Origin of the sequence: Streptomyces sp. NPDC101118 (genome assembly GCF_044759445.1) — a bacterium.
GTDB lineage: Bacteria > Actinomycetota > Actinomycetes > Streptomycetales > Streptomycetaceae > Streptomyces.
This window is the reverse complement of sequence record NZ_JBIVZG010000018.1, coordinates 36,886-56,498: the sequence shown is the minus strand read 5'-3', so window position 1 is coordinate 56,498 and position 19,613 is coordinate 36,886. Positions and strand designations below refer to the sequence as shown.

Here is a 19,613-nt window from a genome sequence, read left to right as displayed (position 1 = left end):
GTGTCCTGCAACCCGACCCAACCGTACTCTCAGCCCTCCTCGGGCAGGTCGCCGACCCGGTTCTCCCACTTGGTCGAGAGCACGATGGTGGTGCGGGTGCGCGAGACGCCCTTGGTGCCGGACAGCTTCCGGATGATCTTCTCCAGGCCGTCGACGTCGCTCGCGCGGACCTTGAGCATGAACGAGTCGTCGCCGGCAATGAACCAGCAGTCCTCGATCTCCGCGAGGTCGCGCAGCCGCCGCGCCACGTCCTCGTGGTCGGCCGCGTCCGAGAGCGAGATGCCGATCAGCGCCGTCACGCCCAGCCCGAGCGAGGCCGCGTTGACCGTCGCGCGGTAGCCCGTGATCACACCGGCCGACTCCAGGCGGTTGATCCGGTCGGTGACGCTGGGGCCCGAGAGGCCGACGAGGCGGCCGAGCTCTGCGTACGAGGCCCGACCGTTCTCCCTGAGTGCCTGGATGAGCTGCCTATCCACCGCGTCCATGTACCTGGACCCTTCTATTGTTCAGCGATCCCGCGAGTTTACGTATAGAATCTAAGGCACACAGGGCCGACACCCTGTGAATCTTTCAACAGATCAAAGACGATCTTTCAGGAGTGGTTACCCGTGTACACGATCGAGATGGCCTACGCTCACATGCGACAGCTGCAGGAGCTGGCCAACCGCTCGCGTGCCCACCAGCCGGCCGCCGCGCACCGCGCGGACAAGACCCGCGCGCCCCGCGCCGCCAAGAAGCGCTAGCCCACCACGACCGGAGACCGCTACGGCCGGGGGGATCCCCGGCCCAGCTCTCCCTCCCAGCGGCGGTACAGCCGGTGCGGCACCCCTGCCGCGTCCAGCACCCGCCCCGCGACGAAGTCCACCAGATCCTGGATGTGCGTCGCACCCGCGTAGAACGCCGGAGAGGCGGGCAGCACCACGGCGCCCGCCTCGTCCAGCGTCACCAGATGCCTCAGCGTCTGCCCGTTCAGCGGGGTCTCCCGCACCGCGACCACCAGCCGGCGCCGCTCCTTGAGCGTCACGCTCGCCGTCCGCTGCAGCAGGTCCTTCGAGAGCCCCAGCGCCACCCCGGCCACACAGGCCGTGGACGCCGGCACGATCAGCATCCCCTTCACCGGGTACGAGCCCGAGGACGGCCCCGCGGCCAGATCGCCCGCCGACCAGTGGCGTACGTCGTCCAGCGCGTCCCGCACGTCGAAGGTGTCCGGCTTGCCGTCGGCGCCCCGCGCCAGCCACTCCCCCAGGTCCTCGCGCCAGTGCGCGTCCCGGAAGGCGATGCCGGTCTCGTCCAGAAGGGTGAGCCGGGAGGCCCGGCTCACCACGAGGTCCACACTCTCCCCCGCGGCCAGCAGACCGCGCAGCACCGAAGCCGCGTACGGCGTGCCGGACGCCCCGGAGACCCCGACCACCCACGGGGTGCGCTTGCCGTCTGTCATGACCCGAGCCTAAAGCGTCAGTCCCCGGACCAGCAGGTCCGCGAGCGCGCACACGAAGAGCGCGATCCCGATGAAGCCGTTCACCGTGAAGAAGGCCCGGTTCAGCCGCGACAGGTCCCGCGGGGTGACGATCGAGTGCTCGTACCCGAAGGCCGCGGCCACGATGATCAGGCCCGCCCAGAACCACGCGCCCGCGTCCGTGGCCAGCGCGTACCAGACGAACAGCCCCATCGTGACGACGTGGCAGGCCCGCGCGCCCCACAGCGCGGCGGGGATGCCGAAGCGCGCCGGCACCGACTGCACGCCCTCGGCGCGGTCCGCCTGCACGTCCTGGCAGGCGAAGATCAGGTCGAAGCCGCCGATCCACACGCCCACCGCGAGGCCCAGGATCACCGCGTCCCAGGACCACTCGCCGGTCACCGCCAGCCAGGCGCCGACCGGCCCGATGGCCTGGGCCAGGCCCAGGATGGCGTGCGGGAAGTTCGTGAACCGCTTGCCGTACGGGTAGACCACCATCGGCACCACGGCCAGCGGCGCCAGCGCCAGGCACAGCGGGTTCAGCAGCGCGGCCGCCCCCAGGAAGACGACCAGCGCGATGCCCGCGCCGGTCCACGCCGACCGCACGGTCACCGCGCCGGTCACCAGCTCGCGGTTGGCCGTGCGCGGGTTCCGCGCGTCGATCTCGCGGTCGATGATCCGGTTGGCGGCCATCGCGAAGGTCCGCAGGCCCACCATGCAGATGGTGACGAGCAGCAGCTCGGCCCAGTGGACGGTGCGGTCCACCCCGAACATCGCGGTGAGCGAGGCGATGTAGGCGAAGGGCAGGGCGAAGACCGAGTGCTCGATCATCACCAGCCGGAGGAACGCCCTGGTGCGTCCCGGCTGCGCCGGGACCGCGGCCGTGGTCACAGCCCGTACTCCTTCCAGCGGCGGTCCACCAGGGCCGCCGTGGCCGGGTCGGACTCCACCATGTCCGGCCAGCCGCCGTCCCGGGTGTAGCCCTCCTCCGGCAGCTTCTTCGTGGCGTCGATGCCCGCCTTGCCTCCCCAGAACTGCTGGTATGAGGCGTGGTCCAGGTGGTCCACCGGCCCTTCGACCACGGTCAGGTCGCGGGAGTAGTCGGTGTTGCCCAGGGCGCGCCACGAGACCTCGTGGAGGTCGTGCACGTCGCAGTCGGCGTCCACGACGACGATCAGCTTGGTCAGCGACATCATGTGGGCGCCCCAGATGGCGTGCATGACCTTCTGCGCGTGCTTTGGGTACTTCTTGTCGATCGAGACGATCGCGCAGTTGTGGAAGCCGCCCGACTCCGGCAGGTGGTAGTCCACGATGTCCGGGACGATGATCTTCAGCAGCGGCAGGAAGAACCGCTCGGTGGCCCGGCCCAGCGGCCCGTCCTCGGTCGGCGGACGGCCGACCACGATGGACTGCAGCAGCGGCCGCTTGCGCATGGTGATGCAGTCGATCTTCAGGGCGGGGAAGGGCTCCTGCGGCGTGTAGAAGCCGGTGTGGTCGCCGAAGGGACCCTCCGGGAGCATCTCGCCGGGCTCCAGCCAGCCCTCGATGACGACCTCGGCGTTGGCCGGCACCTGGAGCGGCACGGTCTTGCAGTCGACCATCTCGATCCGCTTGCCGGCGACGAAGCCGGCGAAGAGGTACTCGTCGATGTCGCCGGGCAGCGGCGCGGTCGAGGCGTACGTGACGGCCGGCGGGCAGCCGAAGGCGATCGCGACCGGCAGCCGCTCGCCGCGCTTGGCGGCGACCGCGTAGTGGTTGCGGCTGTCCTTGTGGATCTGCCAGTGCATGCCGATGGTGCGCTTGTCGTGGCGCTGGAGGCGGTAGAGGCCCAGGTTCCGCACGCCCGTCTCGGGGTGCTTGGTGTGGGTCAGGCCGAGGTTGAAGAAGGACCCGCCGTCCTTGGGCCAGGTGAACAGCGCCGGCAGCCGGTCCAGGTCCACGTCGTCGCCGGTGAGCACGACCTCCTGGACGGGCGCGGAGTCGCCCTTCACCTTCTTCGGCGGCACGTGCACCATCGAGCCGAGCTTGCCGAAGGCCTCGCGGACGCCGATGAAGCCCTGTGGCAGCTCGGGCTTGAGCAGCCCGCCGATCTTGTCGCTGATCTCCCCGTAGGACTTCAGGCCGAGGGCCTTGAGCAGTCGCCGGTCGGTGCCGAAGACGTTCATCGCCAGGGGCATGTCGGAGCCCTTGACGTTCTCGAAGAGCAGGGCCGGGCCGCCGGCCTTGTTCACTCTGTCGACGATCTCCCCGACCTCCAGGTACGGGTCGACTTCGGCCTTGATGCGCTTGAGGTCGCCCTCCCGCTCCAGGGCCCGGAGCAGCGAGCGGAGATCGTCGTAAGCCATGCAGGCCAGTATCCGCCACGCACTACCCTGGAAGCGTCACCGGGGCCCGCCCGCGGGCCCGACGCCGTCTTTCGGGGATCGGACCACACCGTGCTGCGCTACCTGCCGTTCCTGCTGATCCTCGCGCTGACCATCTACACCTTCATCGACTGCCTCAACACCCCCGAGGACGAGGTCAGGCACCTGCCCAAGGTGGTGTGGGTGATCATCATCCTGCTGTTCTCGATCGTCGGCCCCGTGGTGTGGCTGGTGGCGGGCAAGAAGCGGGTGGCCTCCGGCGGCTTCGGCACGGGCGGCGGCCGGCAGCGGTGGGTGGCGCCGGACGACAACCCGGACTTCCTCAAGTCGCTGGACGAGGAGAAGAAGCGGCGCAACGAGGACGAGGTCTGACCGCTGCGCCGGCCGTACGAGGTCTCACCGGCCGCGTGGTACGAGGTCTAGCCGGCCGCGTAGTACGCGCGCAGTTCCCGCCGGCGGTCCGGGGTCCAGGTCATCCAGTCCACGGGGTGGCCGTCGAGGGCCTCCGCGAGGCGTTCGAAGTGCTCGTGCCAGGCGGCCAGGGCGTCGAGCCGGTCCGCGTCGGTGCCGCGGCGTTCGTTGGTGAAGCGCAGCAGGGTGGCCTCGGGCCCGGCCGCCTCCAGGTGGAGGCGGATCCGTCCGTACCCGGTCACGGTGTATTCGGCCACGCGCTCCACGTCCCAGGCGGTGACCCGTCCCTGGACGGTGGGTCCGCCGCCGGGCCAGGTCAGGGTGGCCGCGCCGCCCAGCCGGCGCTCCAGGACGTCCGTCCGCGCGAGCCAGCCGCGCAGTCCGGCTGCGGTCGACACGGCCGCCCACACCTGCTCGTACCCGTGGGGCAGGCGCACCTCGAACTGGATGAGGAACCCGCCGTCGCGGGAGGTGCTGGTGCGGTGTCCGATCACGGACGTCGATGTGGCCATGGCACCAGCGTTACTCCGTACGGGTGAGGGCGCACCCCGGGGGCGGGGCCCCCGGGGTGCGGCGGCTCAGACGCCGGCGTACGAGTGCTTGCCGCTGAGCAGGATGTTCACGCCGTAGTAGTTCCAGATCCAGCAGGCGAAGGCGAAGAGCGCCAGGTAGGCGGCCTTGCGGCCCTTCCATCCCGCGGTCGCGCGGGCGTGCAGGTAGCAGGCGTACGCGACCCAGGTGACGAAGGACCAGACCTCCTTGGGGTCCCAGCCCCAGTAGCGGCCCCAGGCGTCGCCGGCCCAGATCGCGCCCGCGATGATCGTGAAGGTCCACAGCGGGAAGACGGCCGCGTTGATGCGGTACGAGAACTTGTCGAGCGAGCCCGACGAGGGGAGCCGCTCCAGCACCGAGGTCGCGAACTTCCCCGGCTTGCCGCCCTGCTCCAGCTTGGCCTCGTACGAGTCGCGGAAGAGGTAGAGCACGGTGCCGACGGCGCCGATGTAGAAGACCGCGCCGCAGATGATCGCGGTGGAGACGTGGATGTACAGCCAGTACGAGTGCAGGGCCGGGACGAGCTGGTCGCTGTCGGTGTAGAGCCAGGTGGTGGCGATGCCGAGGTCGAGCAGCACGGTGGTGACGAGCATCAGGCCCATCCACCGGACGTTCTTCTTCAGCGCCAGCAGGACCAGGTACGCGCCGACGGCCACCGTGGAGAAGGTGATCGAGAACTCGTACATGTTGCCCCAGGGGGCCCGCTGCACGGACAGCGCGCGGGCGACCACGCCGGCTGCCTCGACGAGGAAGCCGAGGGTGGTCAGCGAGACCGCGATCCGCCCGTAGAGGTCGCCCTGCTCGGTGCCGCCGGCCGCGCCGGGGCCGTCGGGCACGTCGCGGGTGCCGGAGGCGGCCCGGGTGACGACCTTGGGCTGTTCCAGGACGGCGGTGCCGCCGCCCTTGGTCTTCACCTGCACCGCGGGGGCCGCGCCCCGGGCTGCGGCGGTGCGCGCGGCGCCGCCGGTGAGGGCGGCCGCGGTGCGGCCGACCTTGCTGCGGCTGCCGAAGGTCCACTCGGCGATGTGGGCGAAGAAGGCGAGGGTGTAGACCGCCATCGACGAATAGATCAGCACGTTGCTGATGTGCGCCAGGTTCTCGTTGGCGGCGACTGCGAGCTGCGTCATCCGCGCTCTCCTTCGACAGGTGCTTCGGCAGGTTCTTCGGAAGGTGCTTCGGGGTCTTCCGAGGCCTCGGGCGCGGTGGGCGCCAGGCCGTTCAGCGTGAGGGCCAGCTCGGCCAGCTCCTCGGGGAGCTTCGCGGACTCGCTGCGGCCGAGGCCCGCCATCTCGACGACGGTGACGCCGTCGGGTCCGGCGACGGCCCGGACCCAGACCCGGCGCCGCTGGATGAAGAGGGAGCCGGCCAGGCCCAGGATCGCGGCAACGGCGCCCGCGAGGGCGAGGCCGCTGCCGGGCTGGTGGGTGACGGAGAAGGTGGCCCAGCGGCCGATGCCCTCGAACTTCACGGTGCCCGCGCCGTCCGGCAGGTTCATCGACTCGCCGGGCAGCATGCGGACGGCGAAGGGGTTGCCGTCCTTGTCCTTGAACTGCTTCATCTTGGACGTGTTCAGCTGGTACACGTTCTGCGGCAGGCCGGAGTCCACGCCGAGACTGCCGTGGAAGCCGGTGAGCGCCAGGGCCGGGTAGTCCAGGCCCGGGTACTGGGAGAACATCGTGCCCTTGCCGGCGCCCGCGAAGGTGGGGACGAAGACGCCGGAGAAGCCGAGCTGCTCCTTCCTGCCGTCCTTGTCGCGGTAGCCGTCGGTGACCTTGACGGCGCCGGTGGAGGTGAGGTTGCCGTCCTGCGGCAGCATCGGGACGGCGTCCTTGAAGACGACCTTGCCGCGGGCGTCGGTCACGGAGATGACCGGCGCGTACCCGTGGCCGAGCAGGTAGATCTTCGAGCCGTCGATCTCCAGCGGCTTGTTGACCTGGATCTCGGCCTTCTTCGGGGCGCCGTCGGAGCCCTCGCTGTAGGTGACGTACGCCTTGAAGTCGCGCGGGGTGCCCTTCTGGGGGCCGGTGCGCTCGTACGTCGCGTCGAACTCGTCCAGGACGAAGCTGAACGGCGGCAGGCTGTCGGAGTCGAAGAGGCTGCCGGCCTTGAAGTCGTCGTACTGGGTGAGCGTGTTCGAGAAGCCGCCGCCCTTGAGGACGAGCTTGCCGCCCTCGGAGAAGAACAGCCGTCCCCAGGCGAAGGCGACCAGCATCACGATCAGCGCGATGTGGAAGGCGAGGTTGCCGGCCTCGCGCAGGTAGCCCTTCTCGGCGGCGACCGCGGTGCCGAGGGTGTGGGCCCGGAAGCGGCGCTGCTTCAGGACGGTGCCGGCCGCGTCGAGCACCTCCTCGGGGGAGGCCTCGGTGCGCCAGGTGGTGTAGGCGGGCAGCCGGTTCAGGCGCTTGGGGGCGCCCGGCGGGCGGCCGCGGAGCTGGCCGACGAACTGCCAGGTGCGCGGGACGATGCAGCCGATCAGGGAGACGAAGAGCAGGATGTAGATCGCGGAGAACCACACCGAGCTGTAGACGTCGAAGAGCTGGAGCTTCTCGTAGACCGGCGTCAGCTTGGGGTGCTCGGCCTTCCAGGCGGCGACCTTCAGCAGGTCGACGCTGTTCTGGGGGACGAGGGAGCCCGGGATGGCGCCCAGGGAGAGCATGAAGAGCAGGATCAGCGCGACCCGCATGGAGGTCAGCTGCCGCCAGAACCAGCGGGCCCAGCCGATGACGCCGATGCCCGTAGGGGCGCCGGGGGCGTCCTCCAGGGGGGCGGTGGAGAGCTGGGACGCGGCGTCGCCGAGGCCGGCGTCGTCGGTGGCCGGGGCGGGGGCGTCGGCGCCGGCCGTCTTGTCGGTCGCACTCATATCACTTCTCCGCGAGCACGGGGTCGATCATCTTGCGGAGCTGCTCCTCGTTGACCGCGAGGAGGGAGCGGGCCGCGATCTTCCCGTCCTTGTCCAGGACGATCGTGGAGGGGATCGACTGCGGGTTGAGCGTGCCCTTGGGGAAGCGCAGGATCAGCTTGCCGATCGGGTCGTACAGGCTGGGGTAGGTGATGCCGAAGTTCTTCTCGAACTCGACGGCGGGCTGCTTGGAGGCGTCGCGGGTGTTGAGCCCGACGAACTCCACGCCCTTGCCCTGGAGCTCCTGGGAGACCTTGGCGAAGTGCGGCGCCTCGGCGCGGCAGGGCGGGCACCAGGAGCCCCAGACGTTCAGCACGACGACCTTGCCCTTGAGCGCGGAGACGTCGAGCCGGTCCCCGGCGACGGTCTCGCCGTCGAGCTTGGGGGCGGGCTGGCGCTCGGCCCTGGCCACGGTCTGGATGCCGCCGCTGCCCTGCACGTAGTTGGCGCCGCCGGAACCGGAGGAGCCGCCGCTCCCGTCGCCGCAGGCCGTCAGGGTCAGGCCGCCGGCAAGGGTCACCGCGGTCAGCAGGAGTGCGCGGCCGCTGGTCGAGCGGCGTCGGGAGGCGCGGCTAAGGCTCATGTGAAAAGTTTCGCATGGGCGTTTTGTGGATCTTCCGCGCCCCCCGAGGGGGTGGGTGCGCCGAGGGGGCGTCAGGCGGTCCCCGTGTAGCCGGCCCAGCCGCCGGCGGGCGCCTGACCAGGGCCGAGTCCCTGGAGCTTGGCGAGGACGGCCGGGGACTGGACGTCGAGCCAGTCGGCGAACTGCCGGAACGACACGAGGCGTACGTCCTTTTTGTCCGCCATTGCCTTCAATGCCTCCTCCACGGCATCCATGTAGATGCCGCCGTTCCACTGCTCGAAGTGGTTGCCGATGAAGAGGGGTGCGCGGTTCGTCTCGTACGCGCGCTTGAAGCCGTTGACGTACGTGCCGGTGGCCTGGGTACGCCAGCCCGGGTAGTTGGAGGGGACGCCGCGGGTGGTGTTCTTCGACTGGTTGGCCAGGATGTTGTAGTCCATGGACAGCACCTCGAAGGAGTGCCCGGGGAACGGCAGGGCCTGCAGTGGCAGGTCCCAGATGCCGCCCTTCTTCTTCGGCCAGACCTGGGTGCCGCCGGGCGAGGAGGCGTCGTAGCGCCAGCCCAGCTTCTCCGCGGTGGGGAGCAGGTTCTCCTGGCCCAGCAGGCAGGGGGTGCGGGCGCCGACCAGTTCCTTGCGGTAGTCGAAGGGCAGCGGCTCCAGGTCGGTGAATCCGGTGTTGGTCCGCCAGTTGGTGACGAAGGACACGGCCTGGTCTATTTCGCTCTGCCAGTCGGCGCCGGTCCAGCGGCCGACGGAGCCGGATCCCCCGCAGAAATGCCCGTTGAAGTGCGTGCCTATCTCGTGGCCGTCGAGCCAGGCCTGGCGCACGTTCTTGATGGTCTCGCGGACGTGGTCGTCGGTGAGGTATCCGATGTCCGAGGCGCCGACCGGATTGTTCGGCGGCTTGTAGAGGCTCTTCTTGGACTCGGGCAGGAGGTAGATGCCGGAGAGGAAGAAGGTCATGGCCGCGCCGTGGTCCTTTGCGACCTTCAGGAACCGCGGGAACAGGCCGTTGCCGACCTCGCCCGCACCGTCCCAGCTGAACACCACGAACTGCGGCGGCGTCTCGCCCGGCTGCAGGGGCACCGGCTTCGGCGGCTGGTGGGGCTGGGGGCCGGTGTCCGCGGTCGAGCCGTCGCCTATCGGCTTCGCGGCCGGCCCGCTCGGCTCCGGCGACCGGTCCTTCAACGGACCGAGGTTGCCGGGGCTGGCCTTTCCCCCGGAACTGCATCCCGCGACACCCATCGCGGCCGCAGCTCCAAGTCCCAGCCCCAGCGCACCCCGTCGACTGAATTCGCGCATGTCACCGTCCCCGTCCCTCAGCAAGCCCACAGCCAGTCCATATAAACGGACAATTAGCTAGAGCGGATGCCTCGACACGGTGGTTCCCGCGCGGCCCGTATTTATTTCGCCAAATCCGCGACGAACGGGCCCGGCCGTCAGGCGCCGAACGCCTTCGACTTCCCCTTCACCGGCTTGGCGCCGGCCAGCAGGTGCGCCGGCACCAGGTCCCGGGCCGGCTCGCTGTACCCGACCGAGACCAGGCTGTCGCCCCGGTACGTGAAGGAGGTCAGCGACGCCAGCGTGCACTGACGGCGCCTCGGGTCGTGCCACAGCCGCCGCTTCTCCGCGAAGCTGCGCACGATCCAGATCGGCAGCTGGTGGCTGACCGCCACCGCCTCGTGCCCGCGCGCCGCGTCGCGCGCCGCCTCCAGGGCGCCCATCATCCGTACGACCTGCTCGATGTACGGCTCGCCCCAGGACGGCTTGAACGGGTTCGTCAGGTGCTTCCAGTTGCCCGGCTTCTTCAGCGCGCCGTCGCCCACGCCGAAGGTCTTGCCCTCGAAGACGTTGGCCGCCTCGATCAGCCGCTCGTCCGTCGCGAGGTCGAGCCCGTGGCTCTTCGCGACCGGCGCGGCCGTCTCCTGGGCCCGCTCCAGCGGGGAGGAGACCACGTACGTGATGTCGCGCCCCTCCAGGTGCTCCGCCACCCGGTCGGCCATCTGGCGGCCCAGCTCCGACAGGTGGTAGCCGGCGCGGCGGCCGTACAGCACGCCGTCCGGGTTGTGCACCTCGCCGTGGCGCACCAGGTGGACGACGGTGATCTCGTCACTGCTCATCGGTGGCCTCCGCGGCGGCACGGGCGGCGGCCGGCAGGGCCGCGGCGATCCGCTCCACGGCCCGCTCGTCGTGCGCAGTCGAGACGAACCAGGACTCGAAGGCCGACGGCGGCAGGTAGACGCCCTGCGCCAGCATCGAGTGGAAGAAGGCGGTGAAGCGGAAGGACTCCTGGCGCTTGGCCTCGTCGTAGTTCCGCACCTCGTCCGCGGTGAAGAACACCGAGAACATGTTGGAGGCGGTCTGCAGCCGGTGCGCCACGCCCTCCTTGGCCAGCGCGCCCGTCACCAGGTCCTGGATCTCCCGGGAGACCGCGTCCACCTTCGCGTACGCCGCCTCGTCGAGCAGCCGCAGCTGCGCCAGGCCCGCGGCCGTCGCGACCGGGTTCCCGGAGAGCGTGCCCGCCTGGTAGACCGGGCCCGCCGGGGCCAGGAACGCCATGACGTCGGCGCGGCCGCCGAAGGCCGCCGCCGGGAAGCCGCCTCCCATGACCTTGCCGAAGGTCATCAGGTCCGGACGGACCCCGTCGACCCCGTACCAGCCGGCCCGCGAGGTGCGGAAACCGGTCATGACCTCGTCGGAGATGTACAGCGCGCCGTTCTCGCGGCAGAGGTCGGCCAGGCCCTGGTTGAAGCCCGGGGCCGGGGTCACGACGCCCATGTTGCCGGGCGCGGCCTCGGTGATCACACAGGCGATCTCGCCGGGGTGGGCCGCGAAGGCCGCCCGCACGGCGTCCAGGTCGTTGTACGGCAGGACGATCGTGTCGCCCGCCTGCGCGCCGGTCACGCCCGGGGTGTCCGGCAGCGCGAAGGTGGCCAGGCCCGAGCCGGCCGCGGCCAGCAGCGCGTCCACGTGGCCGTGGTAGCAGCCGGCGAACTTCACGACCTTGGCGCGGCCCGTGAAGCCGCGGGCCAGCCGGATCGCGGACATGGTCGCCTCGGTGCCCGAGGACACCAGGCGCACCTGCTCGACCGGCTCGATCCGGGCGACGATCTCCTCGGCCAGGGCGACCTCGCCCTCACCCGGCGTGCCGAAGGAGGTGCCGCGCGCGACGGCCTCCTGCACGGCCGCGATGACCTCGGGGTGGGCGTGCCCGAGGATCATGGGACCCCAGGAGCACACGAGGTCGACGTACTCGCGCCCGTCGGCGTCGGTGAGGTACGGACCGGTACCGGACACCATGAACCGGGGCGTACCGCCCACTGCCTTGAAGGCACGGACGGGAGAGTTCACGCCGCCGGGGGTCACGACTGCCGCCCGGTCGAAAAGAGTCTGCGAAACTGGGGCCTGGTATGGGTAGCTCACATCAGCCATGGTGTCAGAGCCCCGGACCGTCTTGCGGACAGGTGTTTGCGCTTCGTGTTTCACCGTCGTGCCGTGGGGGAGGTCACTGCCATGATGATCAGGCTGCACGGTGGGGTCCGGGCGGCCGGTAGAGCAGTCGGGTGGAGATATGCAACGCGGTGGTGGACCGGGCGAGGGTACGGACGGCCTGGACCCCAAGCGCGCCCGTGAAGCCCGCGAGGCGCGCCGCCGGGGCAGGCACCGACGCCACACCGCCGAGCAGGCCGACACCCCCGAGGTGTCGCTGCCGGGCCAGGAGGGCCCCGATTCCGGCACCACGATCGGGGGCCGCGGCATGGGCGTGACCTACAAGTACTTCGGCGCGCCGGACGGGGCCACGGCCGCGCGCGTCCCCATGACGATGCGGCCCGAGGAGCTCGGCGGGGACGAGCTCGGCATGGGCGGCATGTTCACCAAGATCAAGCCGGAGACCGTCGCCGCGATGGTCCTCACCGGCATCGAGGGCATACCCCTGCACAAGGTGCCCCCGCTGGAGCTGGTCGTGCTCCACCCCGACTACGCCGTGGTCAAGCTCCCGATGACCGTCGTCGACCCGCTGCGGGACATCGGCGAGGAGTCGGTGGGCGCCGCCGCCTTCATCTGGTCCACCGTCCCGGACCGCGGGGGCCCGAGCGACGCCTTCAACGTCTACCAGCTGCTCCACGAGTGGCAGGACTTCTCCCACCGCCTGCACGAGGCCGGCCACCAGCCCTACTGCCTGGTCTGGCCCTAGGCCCCCGGCGCTCCGCCATGGACGTGCACGACGAGCCCGCAGCGCCGGCGGGCACCACGGGGCTCCCGGAGCGGGCCGGGTACCACCACGGGTCACTGCCCGAGGCGCTGACCGCCGCCGCGCTGGCGCTCCTCGACGAGCAGGGGCCGGAGCGCGTCACCGTGCGCGAGGTCGCCCGCCGCGCCGGGGTCTCCCCCGCGGCCCCCTTCCGCCACTTCGCCGGCCGGCAGGCGCTGCTCACCGCCGTGGCCGACCGCATCCTGGCCGACTACGAGCACTGGCAGGCCGCCTCCGTCGCCGGTGCCCCCGGCTCCGCCGTGCGCGCCTTCGGCCTCGGCTTCGTCCGCTACGCGATCCGCCACCCGCACCGCTTCGAACTGGTCAGGTCCCGGGTCTTCGGCCGGGACGTGCCGGCCGGGCTGACCGAGCGGCTGTCCGGCATCGAGGCCGCCTTCGCCGAGCTGATCCTGGCCGACCAGCGGGCCGGCACCCTGCGCCCCGGCGACCCGGCCCTGGTCGGGCTGGCCGGGCAGGCCCTCGTGTACGGCCTCACGCAGATGATCGTCGACGGCTACCTCCCCGCCGAGGGCGCCGAGCAGCTGGCCGAGCAGATCATCGACACCTTCGGCACCGGCATCGCCAACCGCCCTCCTGAGTAAGGGAGATGGCACCACGGGACGGCCTCCGGCCCTCTTGACCGCCCCTCCGCGCCCTGATGTAATCGCCGATCACATCGCCGAGGAGGTCCACCGTGCCCCTGCCCCGCCTGCCCCGCCACCCGGAGCCCTCGGCCACCGGCTCCGTCACCGTCCGCGCCACGCCGGAGGCCGCGTACGGCGTGATCGGCGACCCGCCCGCGATGGCCGGGCTCGCCGCCGAGGCCACCGGCGCGCGCTGGCTGGACGGCGCCACCCGCGCCGCGGTAGGCGTCCGCTTCCGCGGCTACAACCGCAGCGGCGCGCTCCGCCGCTGGTCCACGGACTGCCGGATCACCGACGCGGAGCCGGGCCGCCGCTTCGCGTTCGAGGTGACCGCCACCCCGCTGCGCATACCGATCTCGCGCTGGCAGTACGACATCGAGCCCGCGCCCGAGGGGTGCACGGTCACCGAGACCAGCTGGCTGCGGGCGCCCGCCTGGTTCCTGCCGTTCGCGGTCCTGATCCCCGGGATCCTCGACCGGCCCGGCGCCAACCACGAGCACATCGGCCAGACCCTGCACCGCCTGAAGGCCCACCTGGAGACCGCTCCCGCCACCGGCGCCCGCTGAAGCCCCGGCGGCCCCGGGGGCCTGTCGGTGCCCGCGCCTACGCTGGCGGCATGGCCGACGACATCATCCTCCGCGAGGTCCGCGACAGCGACCTGCCGCCGCTCTACACCGACTACCTCGACCCGGAGTCGAACCGCATGGCGGCCTTCACGCGCGCCGAGCCGGCCGACTGGGAGACGTTCCGGGCCCGCGCGGAGCGGTTCCGGGCCGATCCGGAGGTCTCGATGTACACGATCACCGACGGGGACGGCACGCTGCTCGGGCAGGCCGGGGTCTTCGGGCCTCCCGAGGAGCGCTCGGTGACCTACCGCGTGCTGCGCGAGCACTGGGGCAGGGGGGTGGCCACGGCGGCGCTGCGGCGGCTGCTGGAGCTGGTGCCGGATCGGCCGCTGCACGCGCGGGCCGCGTGCGACAACTCCGGCTCGGTGCGGGTCCTGGAGAAGTGCGGGTTCGTGGTGACCGGCACCGAGCGGAGCTGGGCACACGCGCGGGGCGCGGAGACGGACGAGTTCCTGCTGGTGCTGGAGGCGTAGCCGGGCCCCGGGCTCAGGCCCAGTGGGGGTCGCGGCCGGTGGCGGCGAGCAGCCGCTCGAAGCGGTCGTCCTCGGGCCGGGGCTCGACGGGCTCGTCGAACATCCCGGCGTCGCGGGCGGCCGGCGCCATGTCGCCGATCACCCCGGCGAGTTCGTCCACGGCGTCCGGGTCCGGGGTGAACTCCTGGCCGGTGGCGCGGGCCAGGTCCCAGGCGTGCACGGTCATGTCGAGCAGCACCATGCGGCCGACCACGCGGGCCGGCTGGTCCGCGTGACCGGTGGTGCCGTCCTCGGCGCCGGGCGCGGACCAGGCGGCGACCAGCCGGTCGGCCTCGTCGGCGAAGCGCTCGCGCCAGTCGCCGGTGCCGAGGTAGTCGGGCTTCTCGGCGAAGGCGCTGGGCCGCTTCTGCGCCAGTTCGGTGAAGTTGACGACCACGTCGAAGAAGTGGTTCAGCAGCTCGCGCACGTCGTAGCCGGAGCAGGGCGTGGCCCCGCCGAGCTGCCGCTCGTCCACGCCCCGTACGACGGGCACGGCCCGTGCGGCCGCCGCCCCGAGCAGGGATCCGATGCTGTGCCGGTTGTCGCTCATGCGGGAACCGTAGGCTCCGGCACGGGCGGCTCAGCCGCGTGCGGCGCGGCGTCGGCGCGTCCGGCGGACGGCCAGGACGGACAGGACGGTCAGCACGCCGACGACCTGCGTGATGGCGGCGGCCAGTTCCCAGGCGTCCCGGGCCGCGGCGCTCGCGCCGAGCGCCCGGGGCAGGTGCTTGGCCAGTTCGGTGCCGAACACCAGAACACCGGCGGCGGCCGCCAGCCGCTCCTTGACGTTCCGGGGGCGCGCGAAGAGCACGAGCGCCCCCACGAGCCCCGCTCCGCTTCCCCCGGCCAGCACCCACTGGTACATCCGCTCCACACCTCCCGACCCGACGGTCGGCAGAGCGTAGCCCGGGGCCGTACGCCTGTCAGTGACGGACCTTACGGTGGCCCGATGGACACACCGCTGCGACTGGAGCCCTGGGCCGAAGGCGACTTCCGGCTGCTGGAGCGGAAGAACGAACCGGCCATGACCGAGCACCTCGGCGGCCCGGAGACGGCGGCCAAGCTCGCCGACCGGCACCGCAGGTACCTCGCGATGAGCGCCGCAGCCCCGGAGGCCGGGCGGATGTTCACCGTGCGGGACGCGGAGTCCGGCGGGACGGTCGGCTCGATCGGCTTCTGGCCGCGCGCGTGGCAGGGCGAGGAGGTGTACGAGACCGGCTGGGGCATCCTCCCCGAGCACCAGGGCCGGGGCGTCGCCGCGGCCGCCGCCCGGGCCCTGATCGCGCACGTCCGGGCCCACGGCGACCGCCGCCACCTGCACGCCTTCCCGGGCGCCGACCACCCGGCGTCCAACGGCGTCTGCCGCAGGGCCGGGTTCACGCTGATGGGCACCACGGACTTCGAGTACCCGCCGGGCCACTGGCACGCGAGCAACGACTGGCGGTACGACCTGCTGGAGGGCTAGGTCGTGTCTTTCGGATCAGGTCGGGGCGCGGGTCCCGTCCCCGCGCCCCGGACCCCACCCCCGGGCCACTACGGGACCAGCACCAGCCGCCCCCGCACCCCGCCCTTGGACTGCTCGGCGTGCGCCTCGGCGGCCGCGTCGAGCGGGTACGTACGGGCCACCCGCAGGTCCAGCGCACCGGCGTCGACCAGCCCGGCCAGCTCCGCGAGGTGGGCGCCGTCCGCGGCGACCTCCTGCTCCTCCACCCGGATCCCGCGCACCGCGGCCGGCGCGGCCCCGGGGCGGACGCCCACGTACACGCCCCCGTCCTTCACGTACCCGAGCGCCCGCTCCCCCAGCACCGCCGTGTCCAGCACCCCGTCCACCGGGGCCGCCTCGCCGTCGCGCGGCACGAAGTGGGCCGCGCCCAGCGACCGTACGAGCTCCTCGTCCCCGGCACCGGCCAGCGCGGTCACCACCAGACCGGCCCGCGCGGCCAGTTGCACCGCCAGCCCGCCGACCACCCCGGCCGCGCCGGTGACCAGCACGGAGGACCCGGCCGGCAGCCCCAGCTGCGCCACGGCCCGCGCCGCCGTCAGCCCGCTCAGCGGCAGCACCGCGGCCCGTACGTCGTCCACGCTCGCCGGGGCGGCCGCCACCGCGCCGGCGTCCAGCACCACGTACTCGGCGTGCGCGCCCAGCGGCTTCACGGCCCCGTAGTGCAGGCCGACCACGCGGTCTCCGGCGGCGAAGCCGGTCACCTCCGCGCCGACCGCGTCGACCTCGCCCGCCACGTCCCAGCCGAAGCCGACCGGCTGCCCGGCGCCGCCGAAGATCCCGGCGCGCACGGCGGTGTCGACCGGGTTCACGGCCGTGGCCGTCACCCGCACCCGCAGCTGGCCCGCCGCCGGCTCCGGCACCGCGGTCTCCACGACCTCCAGGACCTCGGGACCGCCGAAACCGTTCACGATGACCGCTCGCATGACTCTCCCTCTTCCTTCTTCACGCTGGTTCGCGTTTCGCTCTTCCTCTGCGCACTAACGTATGGAGAGGTACTCTCTTTTGGTAAGTACGCACTTCAAGGTGCGTACCCGACCCGGAGGTAGGAGCCATGGCCACGCAGACCGCCACCGCCCGCCGCGAGGCGGCCCGCCACGCCTACGACGCCTTCCTCAAGGAGTGCCCGACCAGCCAGCTCCTGGCCCGCATCAGCGACAAGTGGGTCAGCCTGATCGTCAGCGCCCTCGCCGCCACCGGCCCCATGCGCTACAGCGACCTCGGCCGCACCATTCCCGGCGTCAGCCAGAAGATGCTCACCCAGACCCTCCGCTCCCTGGAGCGCGACGGCCTCGTCTCCCGCACCGTCACACCCTCCGTACCGGTGCGCGTGGACTACGAGTTGACCCCGCTCGGCGGCAACCTGGCCTGCCTGCTCAGCGCCGTGAAGGACTGGGCGGAGAACCACATCGAGGAGGTCCTCACCTCCCGCGAGACCTACGACGCCGCCGCCCAGACCGCCGGGACCGGGTAAATCCCTCGGCCGGCCCCCGCCCCCGGTGGCATGCTGGGCCCGTGAACGGTCCGGAGATCCACCTCACCCTCGCCCCCGAGCTGCACCTCTTCGCCGCGCCCGAACGCCGCGCCGCCCGCACGAGGACCGTCACCGACGGCTCCTCCAGCCTGGGCCACGTCGTCGAGTCCGCGGGCGTCCCGCTCACCGAGGTCGGCCGCCTCCTCGTCGACGGCCACGAGGTCCCGGCCTCCCACGTGCCCCGCGCCGGGGAATCCGTCGAGGTCGAGGGCGTCAGCCGCCCCCAGCAGGTGCCCGGCGCCCCGCTCCGCTTCCTCCTCGACGTCCATCTCGGCACGCTGGCACGCCGGTTGAGGCTGCTGGGCGTCGACGCCGCGTACGAGAACGAGGACATCGGCGACCCCGCGCTCGCCGCCCGCTCCGCCGCCGAACGCCGCGTCCTGCTCTCCCGCGACCGCGGCCTGCTGCGCCGCCGCGAGATCTGGGCCGGCGCGTACGTCTACAGCGACCGCCCCGACGAGCAACTCCGCGACATCCTCGGCCGGTTCGCCCCCACCCTGGCACCGTGGACCCGCTGCACCGCCTGCAACGGCCCGCTGCACGAGGCCGACAAGGACTCCGTCGGCGACCGCCTCGAACACGGCACGCACCGCACGTACGACGTCTTCGCCCAGTGCTCCGACTGCGAACGCGTCTACTGGCGGGGCGCCCACCACGCCCGGCTGGAACGCATCGTCACCGACGCCCTCGACGAATTCGGGGACCGGGCCGCCTGAACCACCCGCGGCTGGGCAGGGATCCCCGGGTACTCGCGATCAGACCGTACGTCGATCAGGGGAGGACCACGTCCCATGCCCACCGCACCCACCGACACCGACGTCCTGGTCGTCGGCGCCGGCCCCACCGGCCTCCTGCTGGCCGGCGACCTCGCCGCGGCCGGACTGCGCGTCACCCTCGCCGAGCGCCGCCCGCACCATGACAGCAACCTCACCCGGGCCTTCGGCGTGCACGCCCGCACCCTCGAACTCCTCGATGCCCGCGACCTCGCCGACGAGCTCGTCAAGACCGGCCGGCAGGTCCGCCGCCTGGGCCTCTTCGGCCGCACCCCGCTCGAACTGAGCGGGCTGCGCACCCGCTTCCCGTACCTCCTCATCACCCCGCAGTACGAGGTCGAGCACCTGCTCCACCGCCGCGCGCTGTCCACAGGTGTGGATTACCGCGAGGGCACCGCCCTGCTCCGCCTGCGCCGGCGGCCCGACGCCGTCAGCGCCGACCTCCAGGGCCCCGACGGCACCCGCACCACCCTCACCGCCCGCTACCTCGTCGGCACCGACGGCGTGCGCAGCACCGTACGCCGCGAGCTCGGCCTCCCCTTCCCCGGCGACTCCGTGATCCGCTCCATGGTCCTGGCCGACGTCCGCCTCGCCCGGGAACCCGCCTCCACGGTCACCGTCAACGGCACCGGAGACGCCTTCGCCTTCGTCGCCCCCTTCGGCGACGGCTGGTACCGCGTGATGGGCTGGCTGCGGGAACACCAGGTCGCCGACACCGAACCCGTCGGCCTCGACGAGGTCAAGGAGATCGCCCGCGCCGCCCTCGGCACCGACTTCGGCATGCACGACGCGCGCTGGCTCTCCCGCTTCCACAGCGACGAACGCCAGGTGCCCGCCTACCGACAGGACCGCGTCTTCCTCGCCGGCGACGCCGCCCACGTCCACTCCCCCGCCGGCGGCCAGGGCATGAACACCGGCCTCCAGGACGCCGCCAACCTCTCCTGGAAGCTCGCCGCCGCCCTGCTCGGCACCACCCCGGACCCCGAGACACTGCTCGACAGCTACCACGCCGAGCGCCACCCCGTCGGCCGCACCGTCCTGCGCAGCAGCGGGGCCATGATCCGCCTGGCCATGGCCCGCGGCCGGGTCCGCAAGGCCGCCCGCGACCTCGGCGCCGCCGCCGTCAGCACCCTCCGGCCCGCCGTGGACCGGGCCACCGGCATGATCAGCGGCATCGGCATCGCGTACCCGCCGGCCCCCGGCGAACACCGCCCCTCGGGCCGCCGCGCCCCCGACGCAGTTCTGGCCGAAGGCCGTCTGTACGAGCTGCTGCGCGACGGCGGCTTCGTCCTGATCACCCCGCCCGGCACGACCCTCGGCCCCGGCACCCCGGCCGTCCGGCACGCCCACTGGTCCGACGCGCGGCGAGCCTGCGCCCTGATCAGGCCCGACGGCTACGTCGCCTGGGCCGAACGCGAACCGGACCCCGCGACGGTACGCACGGCCCTCGGCCGCTGGCTGCGCTAGCGGCCCGCCCCGGCGGACGGGCGCGGGGCCCGGCACGCACA

The 19,613-nt window shown here is 72.3% G+C and carries 23 protein-coding genes; 9 read left to right on the top strand and 14 right to left on the bottom strand.

All coding sequences use genetic code 11. The annotated features are described in order from the left end of the window. Positions 1-29: 29 nt before the first annotated feature. The 4 genes from ACIQUQ_RS25990 to ACIQUQ_RS25975 form a co-directional block, all read right to left on the bottom strand. Complete coding sequence (locus ACIQUQ_RS25990; protein ID WP_399945735.1) at positions 30-485, bottom strand: Lrp/AsnC family transcriptional regulator; 456 nt, start codon at positions 483-485, stop codon at positions 30-32. Between the two features lie 278 nt (positions 486-763). Further along, positions 764-1,438 (bottom strand): UbiX family flavin prenyltransferase, encoded by a 675-nt coding sequence (locus tag ACIQUQ_RS25985; protein ID WP_399945732.1) that lies wholly within the window; start codon positions 1,436-1,438, stop codon positions 764-766. 9 nt (positions 1,439-1,447) lie between these two features. Further along, positions 1,448-2,347 carry a menaquinone biosynthesis prenyltransferase MqnP gene (gene mqnP / locus ACIQUQ_RS25980; RefSeq protein ID WP_403980237.1) on the bottom strand — a complete coding sequence of 300 codons (900 nt, stop codon included), beginning with the start codon at positions 2,345-2,347 and terminating at the stop codon, positions 1,448-1,450. Then, positions 2,344-3,801, bottom strand: coding sequence for a menaquinone biosynthesis decarboxylase (locus ACIQUQ_RS25975; RefSeq protein WP_403980235.1), 1,458 nt, complete (start codon positions 3,799-3,801; stop codon positions 2,344-2,346). The genes mqnP and ACIQUQ_RS25975 overlap by 4 nt, the downstream gene beginning before the upstream one ends. 90 nt (positions 3,802-3,891) lie before the next feature. Between ACIQUQ_RS25975 and ACIQUQ_RS25970 the strand changes: the two genes are divergently transcribed. Next, positions 3,892-4,191, top strand: coding sequence for a PLD nuclease N-terminal domain-containing protein (locus tag ACIQUQ_RS25970; RefSeq protein ID WP_403980233.1), 300 nt, complete (start codon positions 3,892-3,894; stop codon positions 4,189-4,191). A 47-nt stretch (positions 4,192-4,238) separates the two neighbouring features. On the opposite strand, the gene ACIQUQ_RS25965 is transcribed toward ACIQUQ_RS25970, so the two are convergent. The 7 genes from ACIQUQ_RS25965 to hemL all read right to left on the bottom strand — a co-directional run bounded on the left by ACIQUQ_RS25965 (position 4,239) and on the right by hemL (position 11,695). Continuing rightward, on the bottom strand, positions 4,239-4,742 hold the full coding sequence (locus tag ACIQUQ_RS25965; protein ID WP_403980230.1) for an SRPBCC domain-containing protein: 504 nt from the start codon (positions 4,740-4,742) through the stop codon (positions 4,239-4,241). 66 nt (positions 4,743-4,808) lie between these two features. Continuing rightward, entirely contained in the window at positions 4,809-5,909 is a 1,101-nt protein-coding gene (gene ccsB, locus ACIQUQ_RS25960) for a c-type cytochrome biogenesis protein CcsB (protein ID WP_403980228.1), read from the bottom strand. Next, the gene (locus ACIQUQ_RS25955) at positions 5,906-7,642 is read right to left on the bottom strand and encodes a cytochrome c biogenesis protein ResB (protein ID WP_403980225.1); all 1,737 of its coding nucleotides are present in this window, start codon (positions 7,640-7,642) and stop codon (positions 5,906-5,908) included. The genes ccsB and ACIQUQ_RS25955 overlap by 4 nt, the downstream gene beginning before the upstream one ends. 1 nt (position 7,643) lies before the next feature. Continuing rightward, complete coding sequence (locus tag ACIQUQ_RS25950; RefSeq protein ID WP_403980224.1) at positions 7,644-8,264, bottom strand: TlpA family protein disulfide reductase; 621 nt, start codon at positions 8,262-8,264, stop codon at positions 7,644-7,646. Between the two features lie 71 nt (positions 8,265-8,335). Next, positions 8,336-9,565, bottom strand: a complete 1,230-nt coding sequence (locus ACIQUQ_RS25945) for a hypothetical protein (protein WP_403980222.1) — start codon at positions 9,563-9,565, stop codon at positions 8,336-8,338. A 137-nt stretch (positions 9,566-9,702) separates the two neighbouring features. Further along, positions 9,703-10,383, bottom strand: a complete 681-nt coding sequence (locus tag ACIQUQ_RS25940; protein WP_403980219.1) for a histidine phosphatase family protein — start codon at positions 10,381-10,383, stop codon at positions 9,703-9,705. Next, positions 10,373-11,695 (bottom strand): glutamate-1-semialdehyde 2,1-aminomutase, encoded by a 1,323-nt coding sequence (gene hemL / locus ACIQUQ_RS25935; RefSeq protein WP_403980217.1) that lies wholly within the window; start codon positions 11,693-11,695, stop codon positions 10,373-10,375. Before hemL ends, ACIQUQ_RS25940 begins: the two co-directional genes overlap by 11 nt. 139 nt (positions 11,696-11,834) lie before the next feature. On the opposite strand from hemL, the gene ACIQUQ_RS25930 reads away from it, so the two are divergent. From ACIQUQ_RS25930 to ACIQUQ_RS25915, 4 genes are all read left to right on the top strand, one after another. Beyond that, a complete protein-coding gene (locus tag ACIQUQ_RS25930; protein WP_403980214.1) occupies positions 11,835-12,458 on the top strand; it encodes a hypothetical protein in 624 nt (207 codons plus the stop codon). 17 nt (positions 12,459-12,475) lie between these two features. Next, positions 12,476-13,117 (top strand): TetR/AcrR family transcriptional regulator, encoded by a 642-nt coding sequence (locus ACIQUQ_RS25925; protein WP_403980212.1) that lies wholly within the window; start codon positions 12,476-12,478, stop codon positions 13,115-13,117. A gap of 92 nt (positions 13,118-13,209) precedes the next feature. Then, positions 13,210-13,725: an SRPBCC family protein gene (locus ACIQUQ_RS25920; RefSeq protein WP_403980209.1), complete on the top strand. Its 516-nt coding sequence runs from the start codon at positions 13,210-13,212 to the stop codon at positions 13,723-13,725. A gap of 50 nt (positions 13,726-13,775) precedes the next feature. Beyond that, positions 13,776-14,258, top strand: coding sequence for a GNAT family N-acetyltransferase (locus ACIQUQ_RS25915; protein ID WP_403980206.1), 483 nt, complete (start codon positions 13,776-13,778; stop codon positions 14,256-14,258). A 13-nt stretch (positions 14,259-14,271) separates the two neighbouring features. On the opposite strand, the gene ACIQUQ_RS25910 is transcribed toward ACIQUQ_RS25915, so the two are convergent. Together ACIQUQ_RS25910 and ACIQUQ_RS25905 are read right to left on the bottom strand one after the other, a co-directional pair. Continuing rightward, on the bottom strand, positions 14,272-14,847 hold the full coding sequence (locus ACIQUQ_RS25910; protein WP_403980203.1) for a TIGR03086 family metal-binding protein: 576 nt from the start codon (positions 14,845-14,847) through the stop codon (positions 14,272-14,274). 30 nt (positions 14,848-14,877) lie between these two features. Beyond that, positions 14,878-15,162 carry a hypothetical protein gene (locus tag ACIQUQ_RS25905; RefSeq protein WP_403980200.1) on the bottom strand — a complete coding sequence of 95 codons (285 nt, stop codon included), beginning with the start codon at positions 15,160-15,162 and terminating at the stop codon, positions 14,878-14,880. Between the two features lie 84 nt (positions 15,163-15,246). On the opposite strand from ACIQUQ_RS25905, the gene ACIQUQ_RS25900 reads away from it, so the two are divergent. Beyond that, a complete protein-coding gene (locus ACIQUQ_RS25900; protein ID WP_403980197.1) occupies positions 15,247-15,762 on the top strand; it encodes a GNAT family N-acetyltransferase in 516 nt (171 codons plus the stop codon). Positions 15,763-15,830: 68 nt separating this feature from the next. Here ACIQUQ_RS25900 and ACIQUQ_RS25895 read toward each other — a convergent pair whose 3' ends face one another. Beyond that, positions 15,831-16,724, bottom strand: a complete 894-nt coding sequence (locus tag ACIQUQ_RS25895) for an NADP-dependent oxidoreductase (protein WP_403980195.1) — start codon at positions 16,722-16,724, stop codon at positions 15,831-15,833. A gap of 128 nt (positions 16,725-16,852) precedes the next feature. On the opposite strand from ACIQUQ_RS25895, the gene ACIQUQ_RS25890 reads away from it, so the two are divergent. From ACIQUQ_RS25890 to ACIQUQ_RS25880, 3 genes are all read left to right on the top strand, one after another. Continuing rightward, entirely contained in the window at positions 16,853-17,272 is a 420-nt protein-coding gene (locus ACIQUQ_RS25890; RefSeq protein WP_403980192.1) for a winged helix-turn-helix transcriptional regulator, read from the top strand. A 41-nt stretch (positions 17,273-17,313) separates the two neighbouring features. Further along, the gene (locus tag ACIQUQ_RS25885; protein ID WP_403980189.1) at positions 17,314-18,048 is read left to right on the top strand and encodes a Mut7-C RNAse domain-containing protein; all 735 of its coding nucleotides are present in this window, start codon (positions 17,314-17,316) and stop codon (positions 18,046-18,048) included. A 75-nt stretch (positions 18,049-18,123) separates the two neighbouring features. After that, complete coding sequence (locus tag ACIQUQ_RS25880) at positions 18,124-19,572, top strand: FAD-dependent monooxygenase (RefSeq protein WP_403980186.1); 1,449 nt, start codon at positions 18,124-18,126, stop codon at positions 19,570-19,572. Positions 19,573-19,613: the final 41 nt, after the last annotated feature.

Bases quoted from the DNA above. Each gene is read 5' to 3' on its own strand.
- ACIQUQ_RS25990 (WP_399945735.1), bottom strand. From the start codon at position 485: ATGGACGCGGTGGATAGGCAGCTCATCCAGGCACTCAGGGAGAACGGT.
- ACIQUQ_RS25985 (WP_399945732.1), bottom strand. From the start codon at position 1,438: ATGACAGACGGCAAGCGCACCCCGTGGGTGGTCGGGGTCTCCGGGGCG.
- ACIQUQ_RS25975 (WP_403980235.1), bottom strand. From the start codon at position 3,801: ATGGCTTACGACGATCTCCGCTCGCTGCTCCGGGCCCTGGAGCGGGAG.
- ACIQUQ_RS25965 (WP_403980230.1), bottom strand. From the start codon at position 4,742: ATGGCCACATCGACGTCCGTGATCGGACACCGCACCAGCACCTCCCGC.
- ccsB (WP_403980228.1), bottom strand. From the start codon at position 5,909: ATGACGCAGCTCGCAGTCGCCGCCAACGAGAACCTGGCGCACATCAGC.
- ACIQUQ_RS25955 (WP_403980225.1), bottom strand. From the start codon at position 7,642: ATGAGTGCGACCGACAAGACGGCCGGCGCCGACGCCCCCGCCCCGGCC.
- ACIQUQ_RS25950 (WP_403980224.1), bottom strand. From the start codon at position 8,264: ATGAGCCTTAGCCGCGCCTCCCGACGCCGCTCGACCAGCGGCCGCGCA.
- ACIQUQ_RS25945 (WP_403980222.1), bottom strand. From the start codon at position 9,565: ATGCGCGAATTCAGTCGACGGGGTGCGCTGGGGCTGGGACTTGGAGCT.
- ACIQUQ_RS25940 (WP_403980219.1), bottom strand. From the start codon at position 10,383: ATGAGCAGTGACGAGATCACCGTCGTCCACCTGGTGCGCCACGGCGAG.
- hemL (WP_403980217.1), bottom strand. From the start codon at position 11,695: ATGGCTGATGTGAGCTACCCATACCAGGCCCCAGTTTCGCAGACTCTT.
- ACIQUQ_RS25930 (WP_403980214.1), top strand. From the start codon at position 11,835: ATGCAACGCGGTGGTGGACCGGGCGAGGGTACGGACGGCCTGGACCCC.
- ACIQUQ_RS25925 (WP_403980212.1), top strand. From the start codon at position 12,476: ATGGACGTGCACGACGAGCCCGCAGCGCCGGCGGGCACCACGGGGCTC.
- ACIQUQ_RS25915 (WP_403980206.1), top strand. From the start codon at position 13,776: ATGGCCGACGACATCATCCTCCGCGAGGTCCGCGACAGCGACCTGCCG.
- ACIQUQ_RS25910 (WP_403980203.1), bottom strand. From the start codon at position 14,847: ATGAGCGACAACCGGCACAGCATCGGATCCCTGCTCGGGGCGGCGGCC.
- ACIQUQ_RS25905 (WP_403980200.1), bottom strand. From the start codon at position 15,162: ATGTACCAGTGGGTGCTGGCCGGGGGAAGCGGAGCGGGGCTCGTGGGG.
- ACIQUQ_RS25900 (WP_403980197.1), top strand. From the start codon at position 15,247: ATGGACACACCGCTGCGACTGGAGCCCTGGGCCGAAGGCGACTTCCGG.
- ACIQUQ_RS25895 (WP_403980195.1), bottom strand. From the start codon at position 16,724: ATGCGAGCGGTCATCGTGAACGGTTTCGGCGGTCCCGAGGTCCTGGAG.
- ACIQUQ_RS25890 (WP_403980192.1), top strand. From the start codon at position 16,853: ATGGCCACGCAGACCGCCACCGCCCGCCGCGAGGCGGCCCGCCACGCC.
- ACIQUQ_RS25880 (WP_403980186.1), top strand. From the start codon at position 18,124: ATGCCCACCGCACCCACCGACACCGACGTCCTGGTCGTCGGCGCCGGC.